Source organism: Accumulibacter sp. (assembly GCF_029255285.1).
Taxonomy (GTDB): domain Bacteria; phylum Pseudomonadota; class Gammaproteobacteria; order Burkholderiales; family Rhodocyclaceae; genus Accumulibacter.
On record NZ_JAPUVI010000085.1, the window covers coordinates 82270 to 102690 of the forward strand.

13 protein-coding genes and 1 pseudogene are annotated in these 20421 nt (G+C 62.7%); 4 read left to right on the plus strand and 10 right to left on the minus strand.

Translation table 11 applies throughout. The features are described from left to right. Position 1 precedes the first annotated feature (1 nt). The 9 genes from Q1M07_RS09695 to Q1M07_RS09735 form a co-directional block, all read right to left on the minus strand. Positions 2–1183, minus strand: coding sequence for a MaoC family dehydratase (locus Q1M07_RS09695; protein ID WP_300453391.1), 1182 nt, complete (start codon positions 1181–1183; stop codon positions 2–4). Between the two features lie 41 nt (positions 1184–1224). Further along, entirely contained in the window at positions 1225–2901 is a 1677-nt protein-coding gene (locus Q1M07_RS09700; protein WP_300453393.1) for an acyl-CoA dehydrogenase family protein, read from the minus strand. Between the two features lie 34 nt (positions 2902–2935). Beyond that, entirely contained in the window at positions 2936–4378 is a 1443-nt protein-coding gene (locus Q1M07_RS09705; RefSeq protein WP_300453395.1) for an aldolase/citrate lyase family protein, read from the minus strand. Between the two features lie 33 nt (positions 4379–4411). Beyond that, positions 4412–4804, minus strand: a complete 393-nt coding sequence (locus Q1M07_RS09710; protein ID WP_300453397.1) for a hypothetical protein — start codon at positions 4802–4804, stop codon at positions 4412–4414. Positions 4805–4823: 19 nt separating this feature from the next. Further along, entirely contained in the window at positions 4824–4979 is a 156-nt protein-coding gene (locus tag Q1M07_RS09715) for a hypothetical protein (RefSeq protein ID WP_300453398.1), read from the minus strand. A gap of 121 nt (positions 4980–5100) precedes the next feature. Then, positions 5101–9303, minus strand: a complete 4203-nt coding sequence (locus Q1M07_RS09720) for a DEAD/DEAH box helicase (protein WP_300453400.1) — start codon at positions 9301–9303, stop codon at positions 5101–5103. Positions 9304–9342: 39 nt separating this feature from the next. Continuing rightward, complete coding sequence (gene queA / locus Q1M07_RS09725; protein WP_300453402.1) at positions 9343–10374, minus strand: tRNA preQ1(34) S-adenosylmethionine ribosyltransferase-isomerase QueA; 1032 nt, start codon at positions 10372–10374, stop codon at positions 9343–9345. A gap of 69 nt (positions 10375–10443) precedes the next feature. Further along, positions 10444–11043, minus strand: coding sequence for a response regulator (locus Q1M07_RS09730; protein WP_300453404.1), 600 nt, complete (start codon positions 11041–11043; stop codon positions 10444–10446). Further along, positions 11040–13040: a PAS domain S-box protein gene (locus Q1M07_RS09735; protein ID WP_300453406.1), complete on the minus strand. Its 2001-nt coding sequence runs from the start codon at positions 13038–13040 to the stop codon at positions 11040–11042. The genes Q1M07_RS09730 and Q1M07_RS09735 overlap by 4 nt, the downstream gene beginning before the upstream one ends. Before the next feature lie 206 nt (positions 13041–13246). Between Q1M07_RS09735 and Q1M07_RS09740 the strand changes: the two genes are divergently transcribed. The 3 genes from Q1M07_RS09740 to Q1M07_RS09750 all read left to right on the plus strand — a co-directional run bounded on the left by Q1M07_RS09740 (position 13247) and on the right by Q1M07_RS09750 (position 16337). After that, a complete protein-coding gene (locus tag Q1M07_RS09740) occupies positions 13247–14260 on the plus strand; it encodes a TRAP transporter substrate-binding protein (RefSeq protein ID WP_300453408.1) in 1014 nt (337 codons plus the stop codon). An 80-nt stretch (positions 14261–14340) separates the two neighbouring features. Continuing rightward, positions 14341–15057 (plus strand): TRAP transporter small permease, encoded by a 717-nt coding sequence (locus tag Q1M07_RS09745; protein WP_300453410.1) that lies wholly within the window; start codon positions 14341–14343, stop codon positions 15055–15057. Then, the gene (locus tag Q1M07_RS09750) at positions 15054–16337 is read left to right on the plus strand and encodes a TRAP transporter large permease subunit (protein ID WP_300453412.1); all 1284 of its coding nucleotides are present in this window, start codon (positions 15054–15056) and stop codon (positions 16335–16337) included. The genes Q1M07_RS09745 and Q1M07_RS09750 overlap by 4 nt, the downstream gene beginning before the upstream one ends. A gap of 657 nt (positions 16338–16994) precedes the next feature. On the opposite strand, the pseudogene Q1M07_RS09755 reads toward Q1M07_RS09750, so the two are convergent. Further along, positions 16995–18148 (minus strand): annotated as a pseudogene (locus Q1M07_RS09755) (transposase). 210 nt (positions 18149–18358) lie between these two features. On the opposite strand from Q1M07_RS09755, the gene Q1M07_RS09760 reads away from it, so the two are divergent. Beyond that, positions 18359–20314 carry an acyltransferase family protein gene (locus tag Q1M07_RS09760; RefSeq protein WP_300453414.1) on the plus strand — a complete coding sequence of 652 codons (1956 nt, stop codon included), beginning with the start codon at positions 18359–18361 and terminating at the stop codon, positions 20312–20314. Positions 20315–20421 lie beyond the last annotated feature (107 nt).

Below are 20421 nucleotides of genomic sequence, written 5' to 3' on the forward strand. Positions count from 1 at the left end.
ACTATCTCCTTTTTCTGATCAAGAGACGCCTCTCGATCTCAAAAATCTTCGCTTCGATTTTCTCCTTGCCCTTGTCTTTTTTGTCGTTTTCCTTGATGAACAAGTCCTCGCCATAGTCGGCAAGCGCCTGCGAAGCACTGACGTTCTTGACGCCGATGAGCTGAAAACCGACGATGCCGAGCTGCTCGGCGAGTTCGCCGGGGGCTTCCTCGGTCGCCAACACACGCGACAGGGCGGCAACAGTATCGCCGGTGACCGCCGGTTGCGTGTGGTAACCTTCGGTAAAGCCAAGTTCCCAGACGCTGTTTTCGCTGACATCGCGGCTTGCCAATCCTTCCAGCCAGGCGAAAACCAGCCCGCCATAAACGATGGGGGCACCGCTCATCTTGCCCGACAAGCCTGAGCTGAAGACCTGGTCGAAATGCAGCGGATGGGTGTTGCCCACGGCATAGGTCAGCGCCAGATGCTCATCGGTGATTGTCCGGCCGTTGGCATGCACGATGATGTCGCCGACGGAAAAGTCCTCGAAGAAAGAATTCGGTCCCGTCAGGCCGGAAGGGAGCGACTCCGGAAACTGCGGCAGAACGACTTCGGCCTCCTCGGCCCAGGGAAAGTCCGGCCGTCGTGCCGCCTGCGGCAAGGGAGTGGTCGCTGGCCGGTCCCCCTGGCTGGCGACCATGATCTTGCGCTCATACTGCAGCACCACCTCGTCGTTCTGGTTGATGCCCATTGTCCGGATGGTCACGATACCCGGCTTGCCGGCACCGCGTTCCTTGCGCTCGACGACTTTGGTCAGCGAGCGGATCGTATCCCGTGCGTAGACCGGCGAGAGATACTGGGCATCGTAATAGCCGAGGTTGGCCATCGCCTTTTCCGAATCGTTCTGGACTCCCAGCGAAAGAACGACGTTGAAAACCATCTGCGGTGAGGCCGGTAGACCGGAAAAGCCTAGGGCTGTGGCGTACTCCTCGTTGAGATACAGCGGATTGCACTGCATGTAGGTTCTGGCAAAAGCCTCCATCTGGGCACGCAGGAAGGTAAAGCCACGTGGATGAACGAACACCTGGCCGGGCACGAACTCCTCCAGGTAGCGGCCGTAGTGCGGATGGCGCGCCCTGCCCAGGTCGACCAGGACCTTGTCGGCCAGTTCGACCTGCGGTCGGAAACGAATAGCCTGCAACATGAGATTTTCCCCTTGGCGTCTTTGTTTGGCTTGCCGGCACCCTAGACGGCATCGATGAGCGACCGCGCGATGACCTTCAGGGCCAGCGTTTCCTCGGCCCCTTCGAAAATGGACAGCACGCGCGCATCCAGGAAATAGCGGCTGACCGGCGACTCTTCGGCATAGCCCATGCCGCCGTGGATCTGCATCGCTTCGCGCGTCAGCCATTCGGCTGTCCGACAGGTGAACAGCTTTACCATGCTGGCTTCCATTTGCCCGCGGCCCTGGTCCATCAGGCGACCGACGGCGTAGGTGAATTGCCGGGACACGGTCAACAGAGTCGCCATGCGCGCCAGCTTGACGCGTGTGAGTTGAAAGTCCCCGATCGGTTTGCCGAAGGCCTGGCGTTCCTGGGAATAGGAAACCGCTCGTTCGAAAGCGGCCTGCATGACGCCGATGGCTCGTGCCGCCGTTTGAATCCTCCCGCCGGCAAAACCGGCCATCGTGAAGTAGAAGCCTTTTCCTTCGCCGTCCGGTCCGCCGACCAGGTTCTCGTCCGGGACGAAGAAGTGGTCGAAGAAAACCTCGTAGGAGTGCATGCCGCGATAACCGATGGTCGAAATCGCACGGCCGGTGAGTACGCCACCTTGCGCTTGCCGATACTCGAAATCGTGCCCGTCGTACGCGTCCTTTTCGACCAGGAACATGCTGAGCCCCTTGTGGCCCAGCGAACGGTCGGGATTGGAGCGCGCCAGAACCAACAGGAGTCCTGCCTTGCCGGCCATCGTGCACCAGGTCTTGACGCCGTCGAGAATCCAACCGCCGTCGCACTTGCTCGCCCTGAGGCGCATGGCGGCGACATCGGAGCCGGTATCCGGTTCGGTGACGGCGATGGCGCACAAGGGCTCGCCCATGGCGACCCGTGGCAACCATTTCTGCCGCTGTTCTTCGGTTCCTCCCTTGAGCAGAGCCCGGCTGAGAATCTCCGGACGGGTGATCAGGCTGCCCGCAGCGCCTAGCGAGCCGCGCGACAGTTCTTCGGTGACGACGATCATCCCCATGTTGTCCTCGTGATCGTCGCTCTGGATGCCGCCGTAGCGTTCGGGAATCGACAGACCGAAGCAACCCATTTCGGTCAGCGGGTCGAGAATTTCCCGCGGAATGATGCGGTCGTGCCGATGAATTTCCTCGGCCAGCGGCATCACGACATTGGTCGCCAGCTTGCGGAACGAGTCCTGCATCATCATCGCGTCGTCGCCGAGCAGGTAGGCGCCGCTGGCGCCATTCAAGGCGACGACCTGCCGTCCAAGCGCCTCCAGATGGCTGGCCGCCAGTTGTGACTGGCAGAAACGGTTCACGGTCGTGCTGCCGAGCGCCGCCAGGTCCGCGTCGTCCAGACCGAAGCTCTGTGGCCGCGCCCGCAAACGCTGGTGGATGTTCTGCAAGGCCTCGGCGCAGAACACCTGGGCCATCCGCTCTTCCAGACAAGTGCCGGTACCCGACGGCTGCGTGCTGGCCACTTTGCCGGCATAGTCCGCCGCGAAGCGCGCCGCCGTCGATTCGGCGGCACACCAGGCCAGGTCGAAGCTGGCCATCTGATGCTCGTCCAGTTTCTCGTTCGAGACCCCCTTGCCGCCAGCGCACTGCTGCTTGATCCAGTGCAGCGACTTCCTGATCAGCCCGTCGGCTGATTCGAGATGCGTCAAGGCGCCTGGCATCCCGCTATTGACCTCAGTCATGGTTCTCCCTTTCCTTATGTCCGGTCAGCCGGCCCTATTTCCTGGTCCGATTAGTTACGATGCGCACGAACGATCGGGAACGCAATTCGTCCAGCGTAATTCCGGTGGCCAGCACTTCCCGCTCGGTGATCGCTCCGCATGCCATGCCGCGCAGGAAGAAGTTCAACAGCCCCTGGCCGGTCGCCGCATCGTCGAAGGTATTGCCGACCAGCGTTGCCTGTGCCGCCTTGTTCAGAAAAGCATTCAGCCGCGCCGAGGCATCCTGCAGGCCACTCAGGAAAAAGGTGTCGACTGCCGCATAGCGCACCGGCAACTGGCCGGGATTCAGGTCCCAGCCCTGGTAGTACGCGTGACGCATCGAGTGCATGATGTTGTCGAAATGGAGCTTCCAGGCGCCATGCACGACGGCGCGATTCTCGTCCATCTGCTGGGGGGAAAGCGCCGCATTCCCGGTCGCCTTGTGCGGCCCGATCGGCATGCTGGTGGTCGCGCCGTCGCTGATCGTGATGCCGGTTCCCGCTAGGCTGACCTGCAACACGTGGCGTGCGAAATCGCAGGCCGGGTGAGTGTGGCTCTGGTGGGCAGCCGTGATGTTGCACGACGCCGTGTAGTCGTAGGTGCCAAAAATGGCCGAGCGACAGCGGCCGGCGGCGGCGGCCACCAATAGCGGCACCGTGTTCTCGCCTTTGTGGTTGATGATCGACTGCGTGGTTTCGATCATGATTTCCATCTTCAGGGAATCCCGTGCGAAGCCCAGTTTGGCTTCGAGATTCTCGAGAATTTTCGCGCAAGTGGACACTTGCGTCGGGGTGGTCACTTTGGGCAGTGTGATGATGAAATTCGGTGGCAGCTTGCCATCGGTTTGCGCGGCCAAACGGCTCAGGAAGATGTCCAGCGTGCGAATAGAGCGCCGCTTGCACTCGTCGGAGAAGGTTTTCACGCGGATACCGATGAACGGCGAGAGAATTTCCTCACTCATCCCTCTTGCCACCTCGTCAGCGGCGGCGACGGCATGGGCGTCTTCCTCATCGTCGGGACGATTTCCGTAGCCGTCCTCGAAATCGATACGGTTGTCCTCGATCGGCTCGCTGCGCAGCTTCTTCAAAACCCGGTTGTAGACCGTGAAGGCCAGCCAGGCGGCCGGTTTGATCTCGCGCACCTGCTCTGGGTCGGATTCCAGCGCCCGCGTCAGACTGTCGAGCTCGACGGCGTTGGTCGGCAAGGTATCGGCTCCCGGCAGATCCAGCACGCGAGCAAAAACGTGGTAGTTCGGCGCGTAGGTGTCGAGCGTGCGCAGCGCCACCTCACCCAGCTTGGCGGCGAAGCCGGCCTTGAACAGATTGGCGCCTCCGTACACCGTGTGCACCGGCTGCCGCTCGAAGGAATCCGCCGGGTAATGCGACTTGAAAGCCGCATTGGATTCGTGCAATTCGCTGCAATAGTCCTCGAGTTCGTCATGGGTCAGCGTGAGCTTCATGTGTTGCCTCCGTAATCATTGCTAAGAACACAGTTACACCAGTAGGTTGGGTTGGCAGAGTTTGTCCAGGGCGCGGCGCGAAGTGCGGCGAGGGTTGCGCACAACGCCGGCGCTGGCCGCGCGGCCGACATCGGCCAGCGACTCGTCGAACGGGCAAGAAGCCTCGCGCCCGGTGCGGAGCCGACGGCTGGGAAATGAGGTGATAGCGAGGTGATAGCGCTCGCTGACGAGGTCGGCGCCGAGGGCGCCAGGAGCGTCGTGGACGATCGGTAGCGAGGGGAAACGGGAGACGGCAGGAGACGGGATGGAAGCGTCGTCGGTCAGCCGATGGTATTGCGGTTCGAAGTCGGGAGCCAGTGCAGGACTGCGCTGTGGATGGGCTGCGGCGCGGGATAACCCTGCCGGGACGCAATCTTGATGGAGCATGGCGCCCGATTCCGCGTGCTCAGTCGACGCGCGCCATACCACGCCAAGCGTGGTTCGGAGGGCTGTTGAGCCGAGCGAGTTCGACCTGCGGTACCACCGTGCCACGGCAGCAAATGCGGCTGCGCAGCGGCTGGCGCCGAGGGGTGAGGAACTGCAGCCATTTCGCTTCGCTCATCGGATACTGCTCCTCACGATACGCTATTGCCAGGCAACGCCTGAAAACCGGGATCGACGATACAAATTCTAGCGCCTGACGAGCTTTCTCCGCAAGTCAGTTGTGGGTTTTCCGGCCGGGTTCATTGGCCGCGAATCAGTGCCACCAGATCTTCGGTCGAGGGCAGGGCGCTGGCTTCGCCTTCGGCGAGAATGCTGTCGGCGAGCGCACGCTTCTCGTGGTGCAGATCGACGATGCGCTCTTCGACGGTGCCCCGGGTGACCAGGCGGTAGACCGTCACCGGTCGTCGTTGTCCGATGCGGTGCGCGCGACCCATCGCCTGGTCTTCGGCCGCCGGATTCCACCACGGGTCGGTGATGACGACATAGTCGGCGGCGGTCAGATTGAGGCCGAAGCCGCCGGCTTTTAGACTGATTAGGAAAAGGTCGCCGTCACCAGCCTGGAAGGCCGCAACCCGGCGGCTACGCTCGGTGGCAGGCGTGGTCCCGTCGAGATACTGATAACGGACTCCGGCCTCGTCGAGGGGTTCACGCAGAACCTGCAGGAAGTCGACGAACTGGCTGAAGATCAGCGCCTTGTGGCCGTTGGCGATCAGTTCGCTGGCCAGTTCCGCGAACGCTTGCACCTTGGCGCCGGTGATTCCGAACTGCGGGTTGCACAGTCGTGGGTCACAAGCGGCTCGGCGCAAACGGGTAAGTTGAGCCAGAATGTTGAAACGTGCTTCGGCCTCGGGTGCGTCGCCCAGCGTCCGATCGATCTCGTCCGCCGCGGCGCGGCGCAGGGCTTCGTAGTGGGCGGCTTCGGCCGCTTCCGGGGCGACGGTCAGAATCAGTTCGGTGCGTGCGGGCAAGTCCTGCAGCACCTCCGACTTGGTGCGCCGCAGGATGAACGGGCCGACCAGGCGTTTCAGGACATGCTGCGCCTCGCGGTCACGTTGGCGCTCGATCGGGCCGGCGAAGCGCTCGTTGAAGCGGTGGACGCTGCCCAGCAGTCCGGGGTTGGCAAAGCGCATGATCGACCAGAGGTCGGCCAGGCGGTTTTCGACCGGCGTTCCCGTCATCGCCAGGCGAAAATCCGCCACCAGATCGAAGACCGCCTGCGAACGTTTGGCAGCGGCGTTCTTGATTGCTTGCGCTTCGTCGGCCACCAGCGTGTGCCAGCGGCGCCCGGCGAAACGTTCCTGTGCCAGCAGGAGTAGCGTGTAGGAGACGATCAGTACGTCCTGGGGTCCCGCCTGGCTGACCAGTTCGTCCCGTTCGCCGTCGGCCGCTTCGCCGTAGAACCGGACGTTGAGGGTCGGAGCAAAACGCTGCGCTTCGGCCAACCAGTTGCCGCACACTGAGGTCGGTGCGATGACCAGTGCCGGCCCGCCGGCGGCGCGCTCGAGCAGGACGCCGAGCGCCTGCAGCGTCTTGCCGAGGCCCATGTCGTCGGCCAGGCAGCCGCCCATGCCGGCCGTCGCCAGGCGGATCGCCCACTGGTAGCCGTCCTCCTGATAGGGCCGTAGCGTCGCCTGCAACAAGCTCGGCAGCTTTGGCTCGATAGCCAAGGCGCTGCGCAAGCGGTCAATCGCCTGGCGGAAATCCTTGCTCGCTTCGGTTTCGGTGCCCTCGAGAACTTCGTCGAGCCAGGCGGCGGCAATCGTCGGTACCTTGTCGCCGTTCTTGTCCGTTTCGAGCACGGCGGCCAGTTCGCCCAGCTTCTGTCTGAGCGAACGTGTCAGTGCCGCATAGACGCCGTTGCCCATGGGCACGAAACGTGTTTTCGCGTGCGCCGCGCCGAGCAGGGCTTCGAGTTCCAGGACCAGACCTTCGTCAAGCCTGGCCTGCCCCGACAGCCGGAACCAGTCGCGTTCGCGACGGATGCGCATGCCGAGTTGCCGGGTGTCGACGGTGATGACGCGAACGCTCTTGCCCTTGGGCCATTCGACGGCAGCGATGGCGGGTAGCGTGGGCAGCGTTTCGACAAGGTCGAGCGCTTGTTCCGGGTCTTCGATCAACCACTCGTTGACGCCCTCGCCGCTCTCGAGGAAAGGCAGCGCGTCGAGTACCGAATCGAGATGGCGACGCTCGCTGGTCAGATCACGTTCGGTGCCGACCGTCTCGCTTCCCTGTACGGCCAGCAGGCGAAGCCGGCCGGTAGCCGGTGGCAGGCGCGGTCCTTCCACGCCGAGAGGTGCGACCACCAAGCGCAGGGACAGGTCGTCGCCGGTCGGCGAGAGCTCGGCGTGCAGGCGCGAATCGCTGCTTACCTGGCGGGTCGCCTGTGTCGAGTCGGCGTGTATCCGGAAATGTACGGCCAGGGCGTGGAGGGTCCGTTCGAGCGCCGGCTGTGCCTCGGGTGCGTCGGTCGGCACGGCGAAGCGGCCGGCAACGAGTTGCGCCGCTTGCCTCTGAATCGCTGTGAAACGCACCAGTTTCAAACGCTGCGGTCCGTCGGGCAAGACGGTGATAAGGCTCAAGGCCTCGGCCTCGCGGCGCTCCTCGGCTGTCGGCGGATATCCGGTGGCGTCGTCGGACAGGCGCAACGGGGGATCGACGCGCATTACGAAGCGGTCGCCCTGTTGAATCAGTTCGAGTTCCGGCGCCGCTTCGGTCAGGTCGACGGGCTGGTCCGGCGACTCCGCCAGGACGACACACGGGTGACCGACCAGGGCGACGATCGCGACAGCGAGGTCGAGGCGGTAGCGATTGCGGTACACAGGCCCGCTGCGCAACGCACGCGCCACCTTGGCATCCCAGGTCGGCAGCTTCCCGTTGCCGGCGATCCGGGCAAGACCGATGGCCCGCGGGCGGCTCCAGCCGCGCGCGCCACGCTTCTGCTCGAGCGGATTGATCGCCAGCAGCTTGCCTTGCCGGTCGATCTCGAGTGCCCAGAGCAGGCGCGTCGCTTCGCCGCCGGCGTCTACCGCCTGCTCGTCGCCTAGCGATTGCAAGGCCGCGAGAACCTCCCGCCATCGCTCACCAAGGCCGGCAATGAAGAAAGCGCTGGGCGGATCACGCCCCTCGAGTACGGCTTGCCCACCGTCGACCAGGCGCAGCAGGGTATTCAGCCGGCAGTCGGACAGTTGCTTGCGCAAACCGTCTATCGTGTCGCGCCAGTCGATAGCCGGTAATCCCGGGTCGCCTGGTGAGATCACTTCGCTGCCCAGCCAGGCTGCCAGCAACATCGTCCATAACGAGTGGAGTGACAAGCGCCCGCCGGAATAGGCGGATGGGCGGAAGGCGTAGCTGACGACAGCACTTCGGCCGAGGCGCACGTCGATCGCGTGCGCCCAGATTCCCCACTTGTCGTAGGGCTGAGGCTCGCGTCGGCCGGATTCGGCCAGGCAGAACTTGCGCGCCGCTTCGAGATGTTTGGGCGTCTGTTGGGCGAGCAGCGCCAGCGGATAGAACCAGGCGTAGCTGTTCGGCAGAAACTGTTTGTTGCCGCCGATTTCGCCCTTGCGCTGCTTGAGCGCGGCTTCGAAGGCGAGCTGTGCCGCGGCCCACTGGCCATCGATGGCGAGTTGCGCTGCGCGCATGGCGTTCGCCAGGCCATAGTCGAGTCCTCGTACGGCCAGTTCGAAGGCCGTACGATCACCGCACTGCAGCGCCAGATCGCCGAGCACCTCCCGCAGGTCGGTGGTCAGTTCCTCCGGGTGCTCGGCGAGTTGCGCGAAAGCCCAGTCGGCGACCGGGGCGTAGTCGTCGGCCCAATAAACGCAAATCGTCGCTACGGCCTGGCAAGCGATCTGCCAGCGCCAGGACGGTTCGATGCGGGCGAAGCTGGTGCCGTCGAAAGCCGACAGGAGGGCTTGGCTGACGACGGATCCCCAGTCTGCGGAGCGGGCGACAACGTTTCTGAGGTGGGTGAGTTCTTCGCTCGGTGCGCCGGAGAGGAACTTGGCGCGGACATAGGCGATGCTCGTCGAAGGAAAGCCTGGTGACCAGCGGTGACCCAATTTCGCCAGAGTGTGGTCGCTGCCGTCGATTCGGGCGACCACTTGAGCCAGTCGGTCACCTTCGTGCGTCTCGAGCAATTGCCGATACAACGGCACGCGCAGCGAGTCCGCCAGTTGAAAGGCGGCGGGCCGCTGGCGGTCGTCGACCAGCAGCGCGTTGTCCCGCAGTTGGTTGACGGCGGCTTTTACGTCGCCGGCCGAAAAGGCTTTGCCGGCATCGGTCGACAACCCGCTCAGACTCATCAAGCGATGCAATTCGGTCTGATTCCGGGAAGTCCATAAGAGCGCGCTGCCGAGTGCCACCTTGTAGGTGTCGGGACGGAGTCCGTGTCGCTCGAGTGTCGCAAGAGCCGACGCATTGAGTGTCGCATTATTATTCATGGGTGGGGTCTGGGAGCCGGTCTGGGGCAGGGGGTCGGATCAGGCGCGATGCAACAGCATCGCATCGCCATAGCTGAAGAAGCGGTAGCCTTGGCCGATCGCATGCCGGTAGGCGGAGCGGATGGCGTCGATGCCGGCGAAGGCCGAGACGAGCATCAGCAAGGTCGATTTCGGGAGATGGAAGTTGGTGATCAGCCCATCAACGACCTGGAAGCGATAGCCGGGGATGATGAAGATATCCGTTTCGGCCGCGCCGGGGCGCAAGTCGCCGGACTGGGCGGCGGCCTCGAGCGCACGCAGACTGGTTGTCCCGACGGCGATCACCCGATTGCCCCTGGCGCGCGCGCGGGCGATGGCGGCAATCGTCGGTGGCGGAATTTCGAAACGCTCGGCATGCATGCGGTGCTCGGCAACGGCCTGCACGCGTACTGGCTGGAAGGTGCCGGCACCGACGTGCAACGTGAGCCAGGCAAGATCGATCGATCGTGCCGCGAGTTGCTCGAGCAGCGGCAGGTCGAAATGCAGGCCCGCCGTGGGCGCCGCGACGGCACCCGGATGGCGGGCAAAAACGGTCTGGTAGCGTGCCTCGTCGTCGCCGTCGGCCGCATGCGTGATGTAGGGGGGTAGCGGTAGTCGACCATGGCGTTCGATCAAAGCCCAGAGGTCGCCGTCACCGACGAGCTCAAGTGCGAACAACTCGCCCTGATGGCCGCAACGTTCGCGTACTTCGAGCACGATGGTGTCCTCGAGAACGATCCGGCTGCCGGGTTTCGGTGACTTGCTGGCCCGCACGTGCGCCAGTGCGCGGCGCGCGTCGACGATGCGTTCGATCAGAACCTCGATCTCGCCGCCGCTCTCCTTCCGACCGAAGAGGCGCGCCTTGATGACGCGCGTATCGTTGAGCACCAGCAGGTCGCCAGGCGCGAGCAGTTGCGGAAGATCGCTGAAACAGCGGTCGTACAAGGTTCCGTCGGCAAGCTGCAACAGGCGGCTGGCCGTCCGCTCGGCGGCCGGATGCTGCGCAATCAGGGCGCTGGGCAGTGCGAAGTCGAAATCGTCGAGGGTGAGCATCTAAGGACGGAAAGTCGCCAGGTTTAGGGAATTCGTCGTTCGGCGGCATCGTCGCCGGGCGCATTGCGCCTAGCGCTTGCCGGCCAGCCGTTGCGCCAGTTCGACGGCCGTGCGAACGCCCATTTTCTCGAAAAGGTTGGCGCGATGGACTTCGACCGTACGCATGCTGATCTGCAGTTCGTCGGCGATGACTTTGTTGAGTTTCCCGGCGAGGACCAGTTCCATGACTTCGCGCTCGCGCGTCGTCAGCCGGTTGACCAGGCTGTTGACCGAATCAGCGTCGGAGGCCGCGACGCGCTGATTCTCGTCGAGTTGCAGCGCGGCGATGACGCGATCGACGAGTTCGTTGTCGTTGCACGGTTTTTCGACGAAGTCGAAGGCCCCCTTCTTGAGCGCCGAGACGGCCATCGGGACGTCGCCGTGACCGGTCAGGAAAATCACCGGCAGTTTGCTGCCGCGCTCGTTCAGGATATCGAAAAGCTCGGGTCCGCTCATACCGTCCATGCGGATGTCGAGTACCAGACAGCCGGCGAGCGAAGGCTCCCAGGCGGCGAGGAAATCCTCGGCCGACGGGTAGCTCAGGCAGGGCACGCCCCGCGATTCGAGCAGCCAGCTCAGCGAATCGCGGATGGCGTCGTCGTCGTCGATCAGGTAGGCGTGGGCGGTCATGGTCGGTCGATGGGCAAGGTAATGACGAAAATCGAACCGCCTTCCGGGTTGGCCTCGACCCACAGGCGGCCATGGTGAAACTCGATGATCGACCGGCAGATGTTGAGCCCCATCCCCATGCCATCGGCTTTGGTCGAGAAGAGGGGGGTAAACAGCTTTTCCGCTACTTCGCGAGAAATCCCTGGGCCGCGATCGATCACCCGTGTTTCCATCTGATTCTCGATGTGGCTCAGTTTGATCGTCAGCCGCCGCCGTTCGGCCGGTGACCCGCTCATCGCTTCGATGCCGTTGCGCATCAGGTTGAGCAGCACCTGTTCGAGCATCACCTGGTCGGCCATCAGTTCGGGACGCATGCCCTGAATCTCGCGCACGATACGCACGCCGCGGCTCTTGGCGGCACCTTCGATGAAACCGATGCTGTCGTCAATGACTTCGGCCAGGTCGCAGGGCGCCAGTTTGGGTTCGCTCTTGCGCACGAAGTCGTGTACGCGGCGAATGATGTGGCCGGCACGCTGTGCCTGCACGGCCAGTTTGCCGAGCGCTTCCTTGATCTTCTCGGGGTTGAAATCGCCGGATTCGAGCTTGTTCAGGCAGCCGGCGTTATAGCTGGTGATCGCCGCCAGAGGTTGGTTCAGCTCATGCGCCAGCGTCGAGGCCATCTCGCCCATGGTCACCAGGCGCGCCGTGCTCTGCAGTTTTTCATGCTGTTGGCGGGCCAGTTCCTCGGCATGCTTGCGCGCCGTGACGTCAATGATCGATCCCATCCACCCGGTCTGTCGGCCATCGGCGTCGATCAGCGGCGCCTCGTAAACCAGTGCGTCAAAGCGATTGCCGTCCTTGCGCATCAGACGGATTTCGAAGCCCTCGTGCGGCGCGTTGCCCTCGAGCACATTGTTGTGCAGCAGGAGCGTCTTCTCCATCTCTTCCGGAGCCCAATACGGCATCGGCGGTTCCTTGCCGATCAGTTCGTCGGCGCTGAAGCCGACCATCTGCAGGAAGGCGGGGTTGACATAGGTGACTCGCCCATCGAGGTCGCGTGCCCGCATGCCGACCATCAGCGAGTCCTCCATCGCCTTGCGGAAGGCATATTCCGAACGTAACGCCTGTTCGGCCGAAAGGCGTCGCTGAATCAGTCCGCGTACCGCCCACAGGCTCCAGAAAACGGCCGCCGCGAGGACGATGATCAGTGTTGCGATCAAGGTCTGCGCGAGGCTGCCGGCACCACGGTAGGCGATCACCTGAAGGACCATTCCGTAGCCGGGCGGGTCGAAACTGACCGGGTAGCTGAGCGTCGTCGGCGAGGCGTCGATCTTGGATTTGCTGGCCAGCAGGTTGCCGTTGCCATCCACCAGGCGAACCTGATACTTCTCGGCGAACCACCACGGAACCTGTTGCTTGAGCAGCCCATTGAGCGAATAGACGCTCAGCAGCGTGCCGCGATACCGCCCGTCATCCAGGATCGGCACATAGACCTCGAACTGCGCGGCCTCTGCACTGCGGTAGGCGTCGCTGTAAATGGGTTTGCCGAGGCGCGCGAGTTCGGTCGAGCGACGGATGGGATTTTCGCCCGAGGCATCCTCGGTGCGCGGCAGGCCGGGTGTCGGCATGCCGTGCAAGGCTCGGGCGGAGGGGTCCAGCCAGAGAAGCTGCCGGACTTCCGGGTTGTTCTTGAGAATGTGACGGGCGCGCAGATTGAACAGCTCGTTCGGGTTCCTCGCTCGGGCGAGGTCGAGGGCGAGTTGCTGCAATTGCTCGGCGTTGCCTTCGAGGTGGAAGCGCAGGCTCTGCTCGAGCCAAAGGACATCGGCGATCAGCGTCGACCGCTGTTCGTCGATTTCGTTGCGGTGCAGCAACCATAGCAACGTGATCAGCAGGACGAGCAGCGAACCCACCGCCAGCTTGAGGATCGACAGGTACCAGTTTGACCACTTGAGCGACGCGGGTCGGCGGCGATCGCGTCGGCGCTCGCAGGGATAGGGGACGGTGGCGGCTTTCATGGCAGATCATCTTACCGAAGTTCCCGTAGCGGGTGGGTTCGGCGAAAGCGAGCGGCCAAGCGTCGGCGACTGCGCGTCAGCCTTGGTCGACTACCGCCTATTGCGGATTTCCACAATATGCGCCGGAGGTTTTTCTTGTGATATTGGCGGCCGCAGCACGGGCTTGGCCCATTTTCCAAACAAGTGTTCACTGGAGGAGACAAACCATGAAGCTTTCTACCCTGCTTTTCGGCCTCGTTGCCGGCGCTCTGTCCGCCTTACCGCTGACCGCCGTCGCGCAGCAGCCGATCGTCATCAAGTTCAGCCACGTCGTGGCGCTCGACACACCTAAGGGGCTGGCCGCCGAGTTCTTTGCCAAGCGGGCGAACGAACTGACCAAGGGCAAGGCCAAGGTCGAGGTGTACGCCAACTCGACGCTGTACAAGGACAAGGAGGAGATGGAAGCGCTGCAACTTGGCGCGGTGCAAATGCTCGCGCCCTCGCTGGCCAAGTTCGGGCCACTCGGCGTCAAGGAATTCGAACTTTTCGACCTGCCCTACATTTTCGACAACACGGCCGAGTTGCACAAGGTGACGCAGGGTCCAGTCGGCCAGATGCTGCTCAAGAAGCTGGAACCCAAGGGCATCGTTGGCCTGGCGTTCTGGGACAACGGCTTCAAGTCGTTTTCGGCCAATACGCCGATCAAGATGCCGGCCGATCTCAAGGGCAAGAAGATCCGCATTCAGTCGTCCAAGGTGCTCGAAGAAGAAATCCGGGCACTTAGCGCACTGCCGCAGGTGATGGCCTTCTCGGAAGTCTATCAGGCGCTGCAGACCGGCGTCGTCGACGGCGCGGAGAACCCGATTTCCAACCTTTACACGCAGAAGATGTATGAGGTGCAGAAGCATCTGGCATTGACCGAGCACGGCTATCTTGGCTACGCCGTGATCGTGAACAAGAAGTTCTGGGAAGGACTGCCGGCCGACGTGCGCGGACAACTCGAGGCCGCGATGAAGGAAGCGACGGCGTACGCCAACAAGATCGCCAAGGAGCAGAACGACAAGGATCTGGAAGCCCTGAAGAAGACGGGCAAGACGCAGGTCCACACGCCGACCGCCGAGGAGCGTGCGGCGTTCAAGAAGGCGCTGGCGCCGGTGCACGTGAAGATGGAATCGCGCATCGGCAAGGACTTGCTGCAAGCGGTGTACAAGGAAACCGGTTTCGATCCAAGCAAGTTCTGAGCGCGGAGGACGAGAGAAACGGCCCGTTGGGACGCCTGACCCGACGGGCTTTTTTTCAAGCAGGCGGAGGAGCTTTCTGAATGAAGATACTCGATCACCTCGAGGAATGGCTGATCACCTTCCTCATGGGCGCGGCGACCTTGATCATCTTCCTGTCGGTCATGCACCGCTACCTTTCGGGGTACGACATTCCCGGTTTGCAGGACTGGCTGTTGTCGCTGAACTTCGGTTGGGCGCAGGAACTGTGCATCATCATGTTCGTCTGGATGGCCAAGTTTGGTGCAGCTTATGGTGTGCGTACGGGCATCCACGTCGGCGTTGACGTGCTGATCAACCGCATGAGCGGCCGCTTGCGCGCCAAGTTCGTCGTCCTCGGCCTACTTGCCGGCGCCCTGTTCACCGGCATCGTCGGTACGCTCGGTGCCCACTTCGTCTGGGAAAACGGCTTTCACTACGCTTTGTATACTGCTCTGGGTTGGGATCTGGTCGATGTTCCCGAGGGGCCGACGACACCCGATCTCGAATGGCCGACCTGGATCGTCTATAGCGCCATTCCGCTCGGCTCCACGCTGATGTGCTTCCGCTTCCTGCAGGTGGCGGTGAGCTTCATGCGCACCGGCGAGTTGCCGCACCATGATCACGGCCATGTCGACGGAATCGAAGAGGAGCCGGTTGCCGACCAGGTCAGTGCTTTCCAGATGGAGGACAACCTGCACCCGCATGACCTGACCTACAGGAAGCGTCACCCCGAAGAGACGTCGGGCAATGCTGTCGATAAGGGAGGTAAGTCGTCATGAACGCCGCGATCATTTTCCTATTGCTGTTGTGCCTCATGCTGACCGGCATGCCGATCTCGATCTCGCTTGGCCTGACGGTGCTCAGCTTCCTCTTCATGTTTACCCAGGTGCCGCTCGAATCGGTCGCCCTCAAGCTGTTTACCGGTATCGAGAAGTTCGAGATCATGGCCATTCCGTTCTTCATTCTGGCCGGGAATTTCCTGACCCATGGTGGGGTGGCGCGACGAATGATTGCTTTCGCTACTTCGATGGTCGGCCATTGGTACGGTGGCCTCGGCCTGGCCGGTGTTCTGGCCTGCGCCCTGTTCGCCGCCGTCTCCGGCTCGTCGCCGGCGACCGTCGTGGCCATCGGCTCGATCCTGCTCCCGGCGATGGTCAAAGCCGGTTTCCCGAACCGGTTCGGCGCTGGCGTCATCACCACCTCCGGTGCTCTCGGGATCCTGATTCCGCCTTCGATCGTCATGGTCATGTACTCGGTGGCGACCAACACCTCGGTCGGCGCCCTGTTCATGGCCGGTGTGATTCCCGGAATTGCCCTGGCCTGCGTTCTTGGCGGCGTCACCTGGTATCGAGCCAAGAAATTCGACTACCCGCGCTTGCCGAAATCGACCTTTGCGCAGCGCCTCAAGGCGTTCCGCGAGTCGGTTTGGGGCTTGCTGCTGATCGTCATCGTCATGGGAGGCATCTACAGCGGCTTGTTCACGCCGACCGAGGCGGCCGCGATGAGTGCGGTCTACGCCTTCTTCGTCGCCGTGTTCGTGTACAAGGACCTGTCGATGAGTGACGTGCCGCGGGTGCTGCTCAACTCGGCCAACATGTCGGCGATGCTGCTCTACATCATCACCAACGCCGTTCTCTTTTCGTTCATCATGACTAACGAAAACATCCCGCAGGCGCTGGCCGACTGGATGCTGGGCCACGGCTTGGGGGTGATCGCTTTTCTGCTGGCAGTCAACATCATCCTGCTGCTGGCTGGCAACTTCATGGAGCCGTCGTCGATCGTGCTGATTTTTGCGCCGATTCTGTTCCCGGTAGCGATGAAACTGGGAATCGATCCGGTTCATTTCGGCATCCTGATGGTGGTGAACATGGAAGTGGGAATGTGCCATCCGCCGGTTGGACTTAACCTTTACGTCGCTTCGGGGATCACCAAGATGGGTATCACCGAACTGACCGTTGCCGTCTGGCCATGGCTGCTTTCGATGTTGGCCTTCCTGCTCGCCGTGACCTACGTGCCGATCCTATCGACCTGGCTGCCGCAGAAGCTCGGCATGATGTAGCGAAGAAGATCGGTTAGCCCGGACACCGAGCGCGCCTACGGGGAAGCCCGTAGGCGCGCTTTTTTGGTTTGCAGGGCGTTTGGGGTTTTTACATCATGGCGATGGTAAGTGTACTCGAGCGCGGTTGGCGGCGATGGGAAGCCGTTGCAGGTTGCGCCGACCCGTAGCCTGCCGGGTGGTCCGATTCCCGGGTGCGAGACGTGGTCGATCGGGATTGCTGGTTGAACTGACAAGGCGGCGCCAGTCGCCGCTGGTTGCCCCAAGCCGAGTGCGCGAACAGGCTTGGCAAGGCTGTTCGCGGCCTGTTCGTCTCAGTGCGGCTGGATGGTGAAAGCGGTCAGGCAAGCCTGGCAGCAACTCCTTTCTTACGCTAGGCTCGTATCCAGCCATCGCTTCTCTCCTTTGGCCGATCAACGCATTGACAACGTGATCTTGCCAAACTGAACCGGTGGTTGCCAGGCCACCCGATTGAGCCTTTTGCAAAACTTCCCGCGCGCGAGTTGCTGCGCTGCAGCATTCATCCTCGGGGAGCGATTTGTCTGGTGCGAGAGGTTTCGGTTGCCGATTGGCTAACCTGATGGCATAGTTTTTATCCTTCGGCGCGAACCTCCTCCTGCATCATCGAATGCACAGTAGCCGGAGAGGGAAAGCAGGAGCTCATTGTCGTAATCGCATCAACTGATCCGCGGGCAGCGCCAGGATGCCGAACATCAGGTGGGCCATCACTTTGGTAGTGCCCTTAACCCGGAGGGACTGACCGCCGATTCGTCCTTGAGCCGCGCGTTGCGGCGCTCGGCGGCGGTACGTTCGTTGTAGCGGATTGCTTCGGCTGGCGGGAATTCGATCTTCGTGCCACGATGTGGATTGTGATCGATCAAGGGAACGTGGCCAAGACTCTGGCTGTGCTCAGGCAATTCGCTGCGGCAATAAGCGGCATCCATGAAGTCGTACAGGTGGGTCAGGCGCTTGGCGCTGATCGGCGACAGCGGTATGGCCGCCAGGGTGTCGTGTATCGAGGCGCTGGAAAGCAGCGCCGCAATCGGTACGCCACAGTTGGCGGTGTCGAGATGCCGCTTGTCGCCGCGCCAGCTGTTCTTATAGCCTTGGGCATTTCACTTCGTACCGCGATCACACGCGGTGGGAATCTCGTTGAGCATTTGCGCCAACGCTTGCCCGCGTTGGCGCTTGATCGGGGACTCTTTCGCTGCCGAACGCGCTTCATCACGCCGCGGGCGGCCCCGCTTTCTTGCCGGTGCCGGCGTTTCAAGCACCGGCGTTTCGCCAGGGCCCTCTTCCGCCGGCAACAGGGCAGTTTGTGCCGTGGCGGCTGATTCCGCTGCGCGCGCTTCTTTTCGGGAGCGGTGTTCGCGAGCTTCGATGGTCGTGCCGTCGCGACTGACATGCCCGATCCGCTGATCCCCGAGATGTTCCTTGATCAGGGCTTCATGCACGCGTGGGCCCAGGCCGGCTTCGGCAAACTCGTCGAAGGCGCGCGCGAAGGTGGCCTCGGAAGGCAGTTTCGTGCACAGGGGGAAACCACAGATCCGGCGCAGCGAACGATCGATCATCAGCCGCTCAAGCAGCCCCGCCGTCGTCGCCAGCCCCAACACCGCCTTGGCCACAATAGCGTTCGCCAGCCACGCTCGCTCGAAGGGCGGACGTCCCACCTCACACCATGATGTTCCCGTGAATTCCTCGATGCGTACCCATTCCAGCGTGTGGATCACCTTCTCCAGTTTCGGCGTCAGTCCGCCGAATTGCTCCGCCAACTCGGGCAGCCGCTCGTGCTGAATCACGTGCCACCGTTGCATGATCTGTCGCGCTTGGGTAGTATCCGTTGGGGGGGGCGTTATGATGTTGGTCTCGATGACCGCATCATGCCAGAAGTGGCCGCCCGCGTCCTCCGCTGCCGCCTTCAGCCGCGAAAGATCTGCCCCGCAGGGCGAGTTCTGCAAGACGCTCGATTTACTGTAGTTTTCGGACTTGATCCTCATGCCATCGCTTGATTGCCCGTGACTTCAGTGAGCGCACATACCTACCGCCCAGAGATCGACGGTCTGCGCGCGCTGGCCGTACTGCCAGTGATCTTGTTTCATGCCGGCATACCGGGCTTCGGGGGCGGTTATGTGGGTGTGGACATCTTCTTCGTGATCAGTGGCTTTCTGATTACATCGATCATCTTGGCTGAACGCCAGAGCGGGCGCTTCAGTCTGGTGGCTTTTTACGAGCGGCGGGCTCGGCGCATTCTTCCAGCGCTATTCCTGGTGATGCTCGTTTCGCTGCTGGCCGCCTGGTTCTTGCTGATGCCCAAGCAGTTCAAGGAGTTCGGCCAGAGCCTGGTGGCCGTGTCCATATTCGGTTCCAACGTGCTGTTTTGGCTGACCAGCGGCTATTTCGACGCAGCTGCCGAAGAAAAGCCGCTGCTACACACCTGGAGTCTGGGCGTGGAGGAGCAGTACTACCTGCTGTTCCCGCTGCTGGTTATGCTGATCTGGCGTCTGGGCAGGCGCCGCCAGATGGCGGTTCTCTCTGCCGTGCTGCTGGCCTCGCTGGCCTGGTCCGTGTGGTTGCAGCCGCGCGATGCTCTGGCGAATTTCTTTCTGGCACCGTCGCGGGCGTGGGAGCTACTTATTGGATCTTTGCTGGCTTTCGTCTCGCAGACGCAGCCGCTCCATCAGCGTGTCAGCAAGTCGGTGGCGCAACTGCTCTCGCTGCTGGGCCTGGCACTGATTGCCGCGGCGGTTTTCTGTTTCGGCAGCGAAACTGCGGTGCCGGGGCTGCCGGCCTTGCTGCCGACTTTGGGCACGGCCCTGGTGCTAGGCTATGCCGGCCCTGCAACGCTGGCCGGACGGGTGCTGTCACTGCGTACGGTGGTGGGGGTGGGGCTGCTCTCCTACAGCGCCTACCTTTGGCACCAGCCGCTATTCGCCTTTGCCAGACTCTGTCTGATGGAGCAGCCGGGAGGCGGCATGTTCGCTGCACTATCGGTGCTGAGCCTGGTCCTGGCCTATTTCACTTGGCGTTATGTCGAGGTACCGTTGCGCAATAGGCGACGAATCGGCCGGCGTGCCATCTTCGTACTTTCGTTTGCCGGCTCGTTGAGCTTCATCGGTGTGGGCCTGCTGGCGCATGCCGGCCAGGGGCTTCCCAGCCGGCTCGACGGCGCGACCAGACGTCTTGCGGCGACGGCGGTGCCGAGTCCGATGAGGGCCGACTGTGATACTCGGGGCAGGAGCTTCCGGGATCCACGTGAGGCCTGCCGTTATTTCGGTGCCGACATCCGCTGGGCCGTGCTCGGCGACAGCCATGGGATCGAGCCGGCCTATGCACTGGCGGAGGTCCTGCGTGCGAGCCAGCAGGGCGTGCTGCACTTAAGCTTCAGCGGCTGCCCGCCGGCGCTGCTGAGCGTGGTCGGACTGCCGGGTTGCACGGCTTGGCAGAACCGGGCGATCGAGCGCATCGAGGGCGATGCGGGCATCGAGAATGTGCTGGTGGTCTTTCGCTATAACCAGCATTGGTTCGGCAATCAACTCGACGGGTACCCCCGCTTGCCCGATGGCGGTCTGCGCATCGATGGGCATGATGCTGCGGCTTCGCGCGAACTGCTGTGGCACAATTTCGAGGCACTGCTTGCCCGACTACAGCGGGCCGGCAAGCGTGTCTTCGTGATGGGGCCTATCCCTGAGTTGGGACGCAGTGTGCAGAAGCATCTATTTGCCAGCCGCTTCGCCGACAGCCACTTCGAGCGCGGTACCTCCATCGGTTATTTCCAGGCCCGCAGCGAGTACATCCATGCGCGTTTGCGCAGCCTGCCCTGGAGCGAGAGGCTGATCGAGCTTGATCCGGCGCGGCAGCTGTGTGACGCGTCCTTCTGCTATGCGGTATTGGACGGCGCGGCCATGTACTACGACGACAATCATCTGAGCCTTGACGGCGCACGCCGCGTGCTGGCACCGCTCGCGCCCTACTTACGCTGAGCGACCAGCGCCGCCAGCGCAGGCCAGCATCAACCAGTCTTGTTAAGCAGGCAGCGGCGCGCCAGCGTGCTGAGGAGCAGCAAGCCGGTCAGCACCATCGTCCAGTG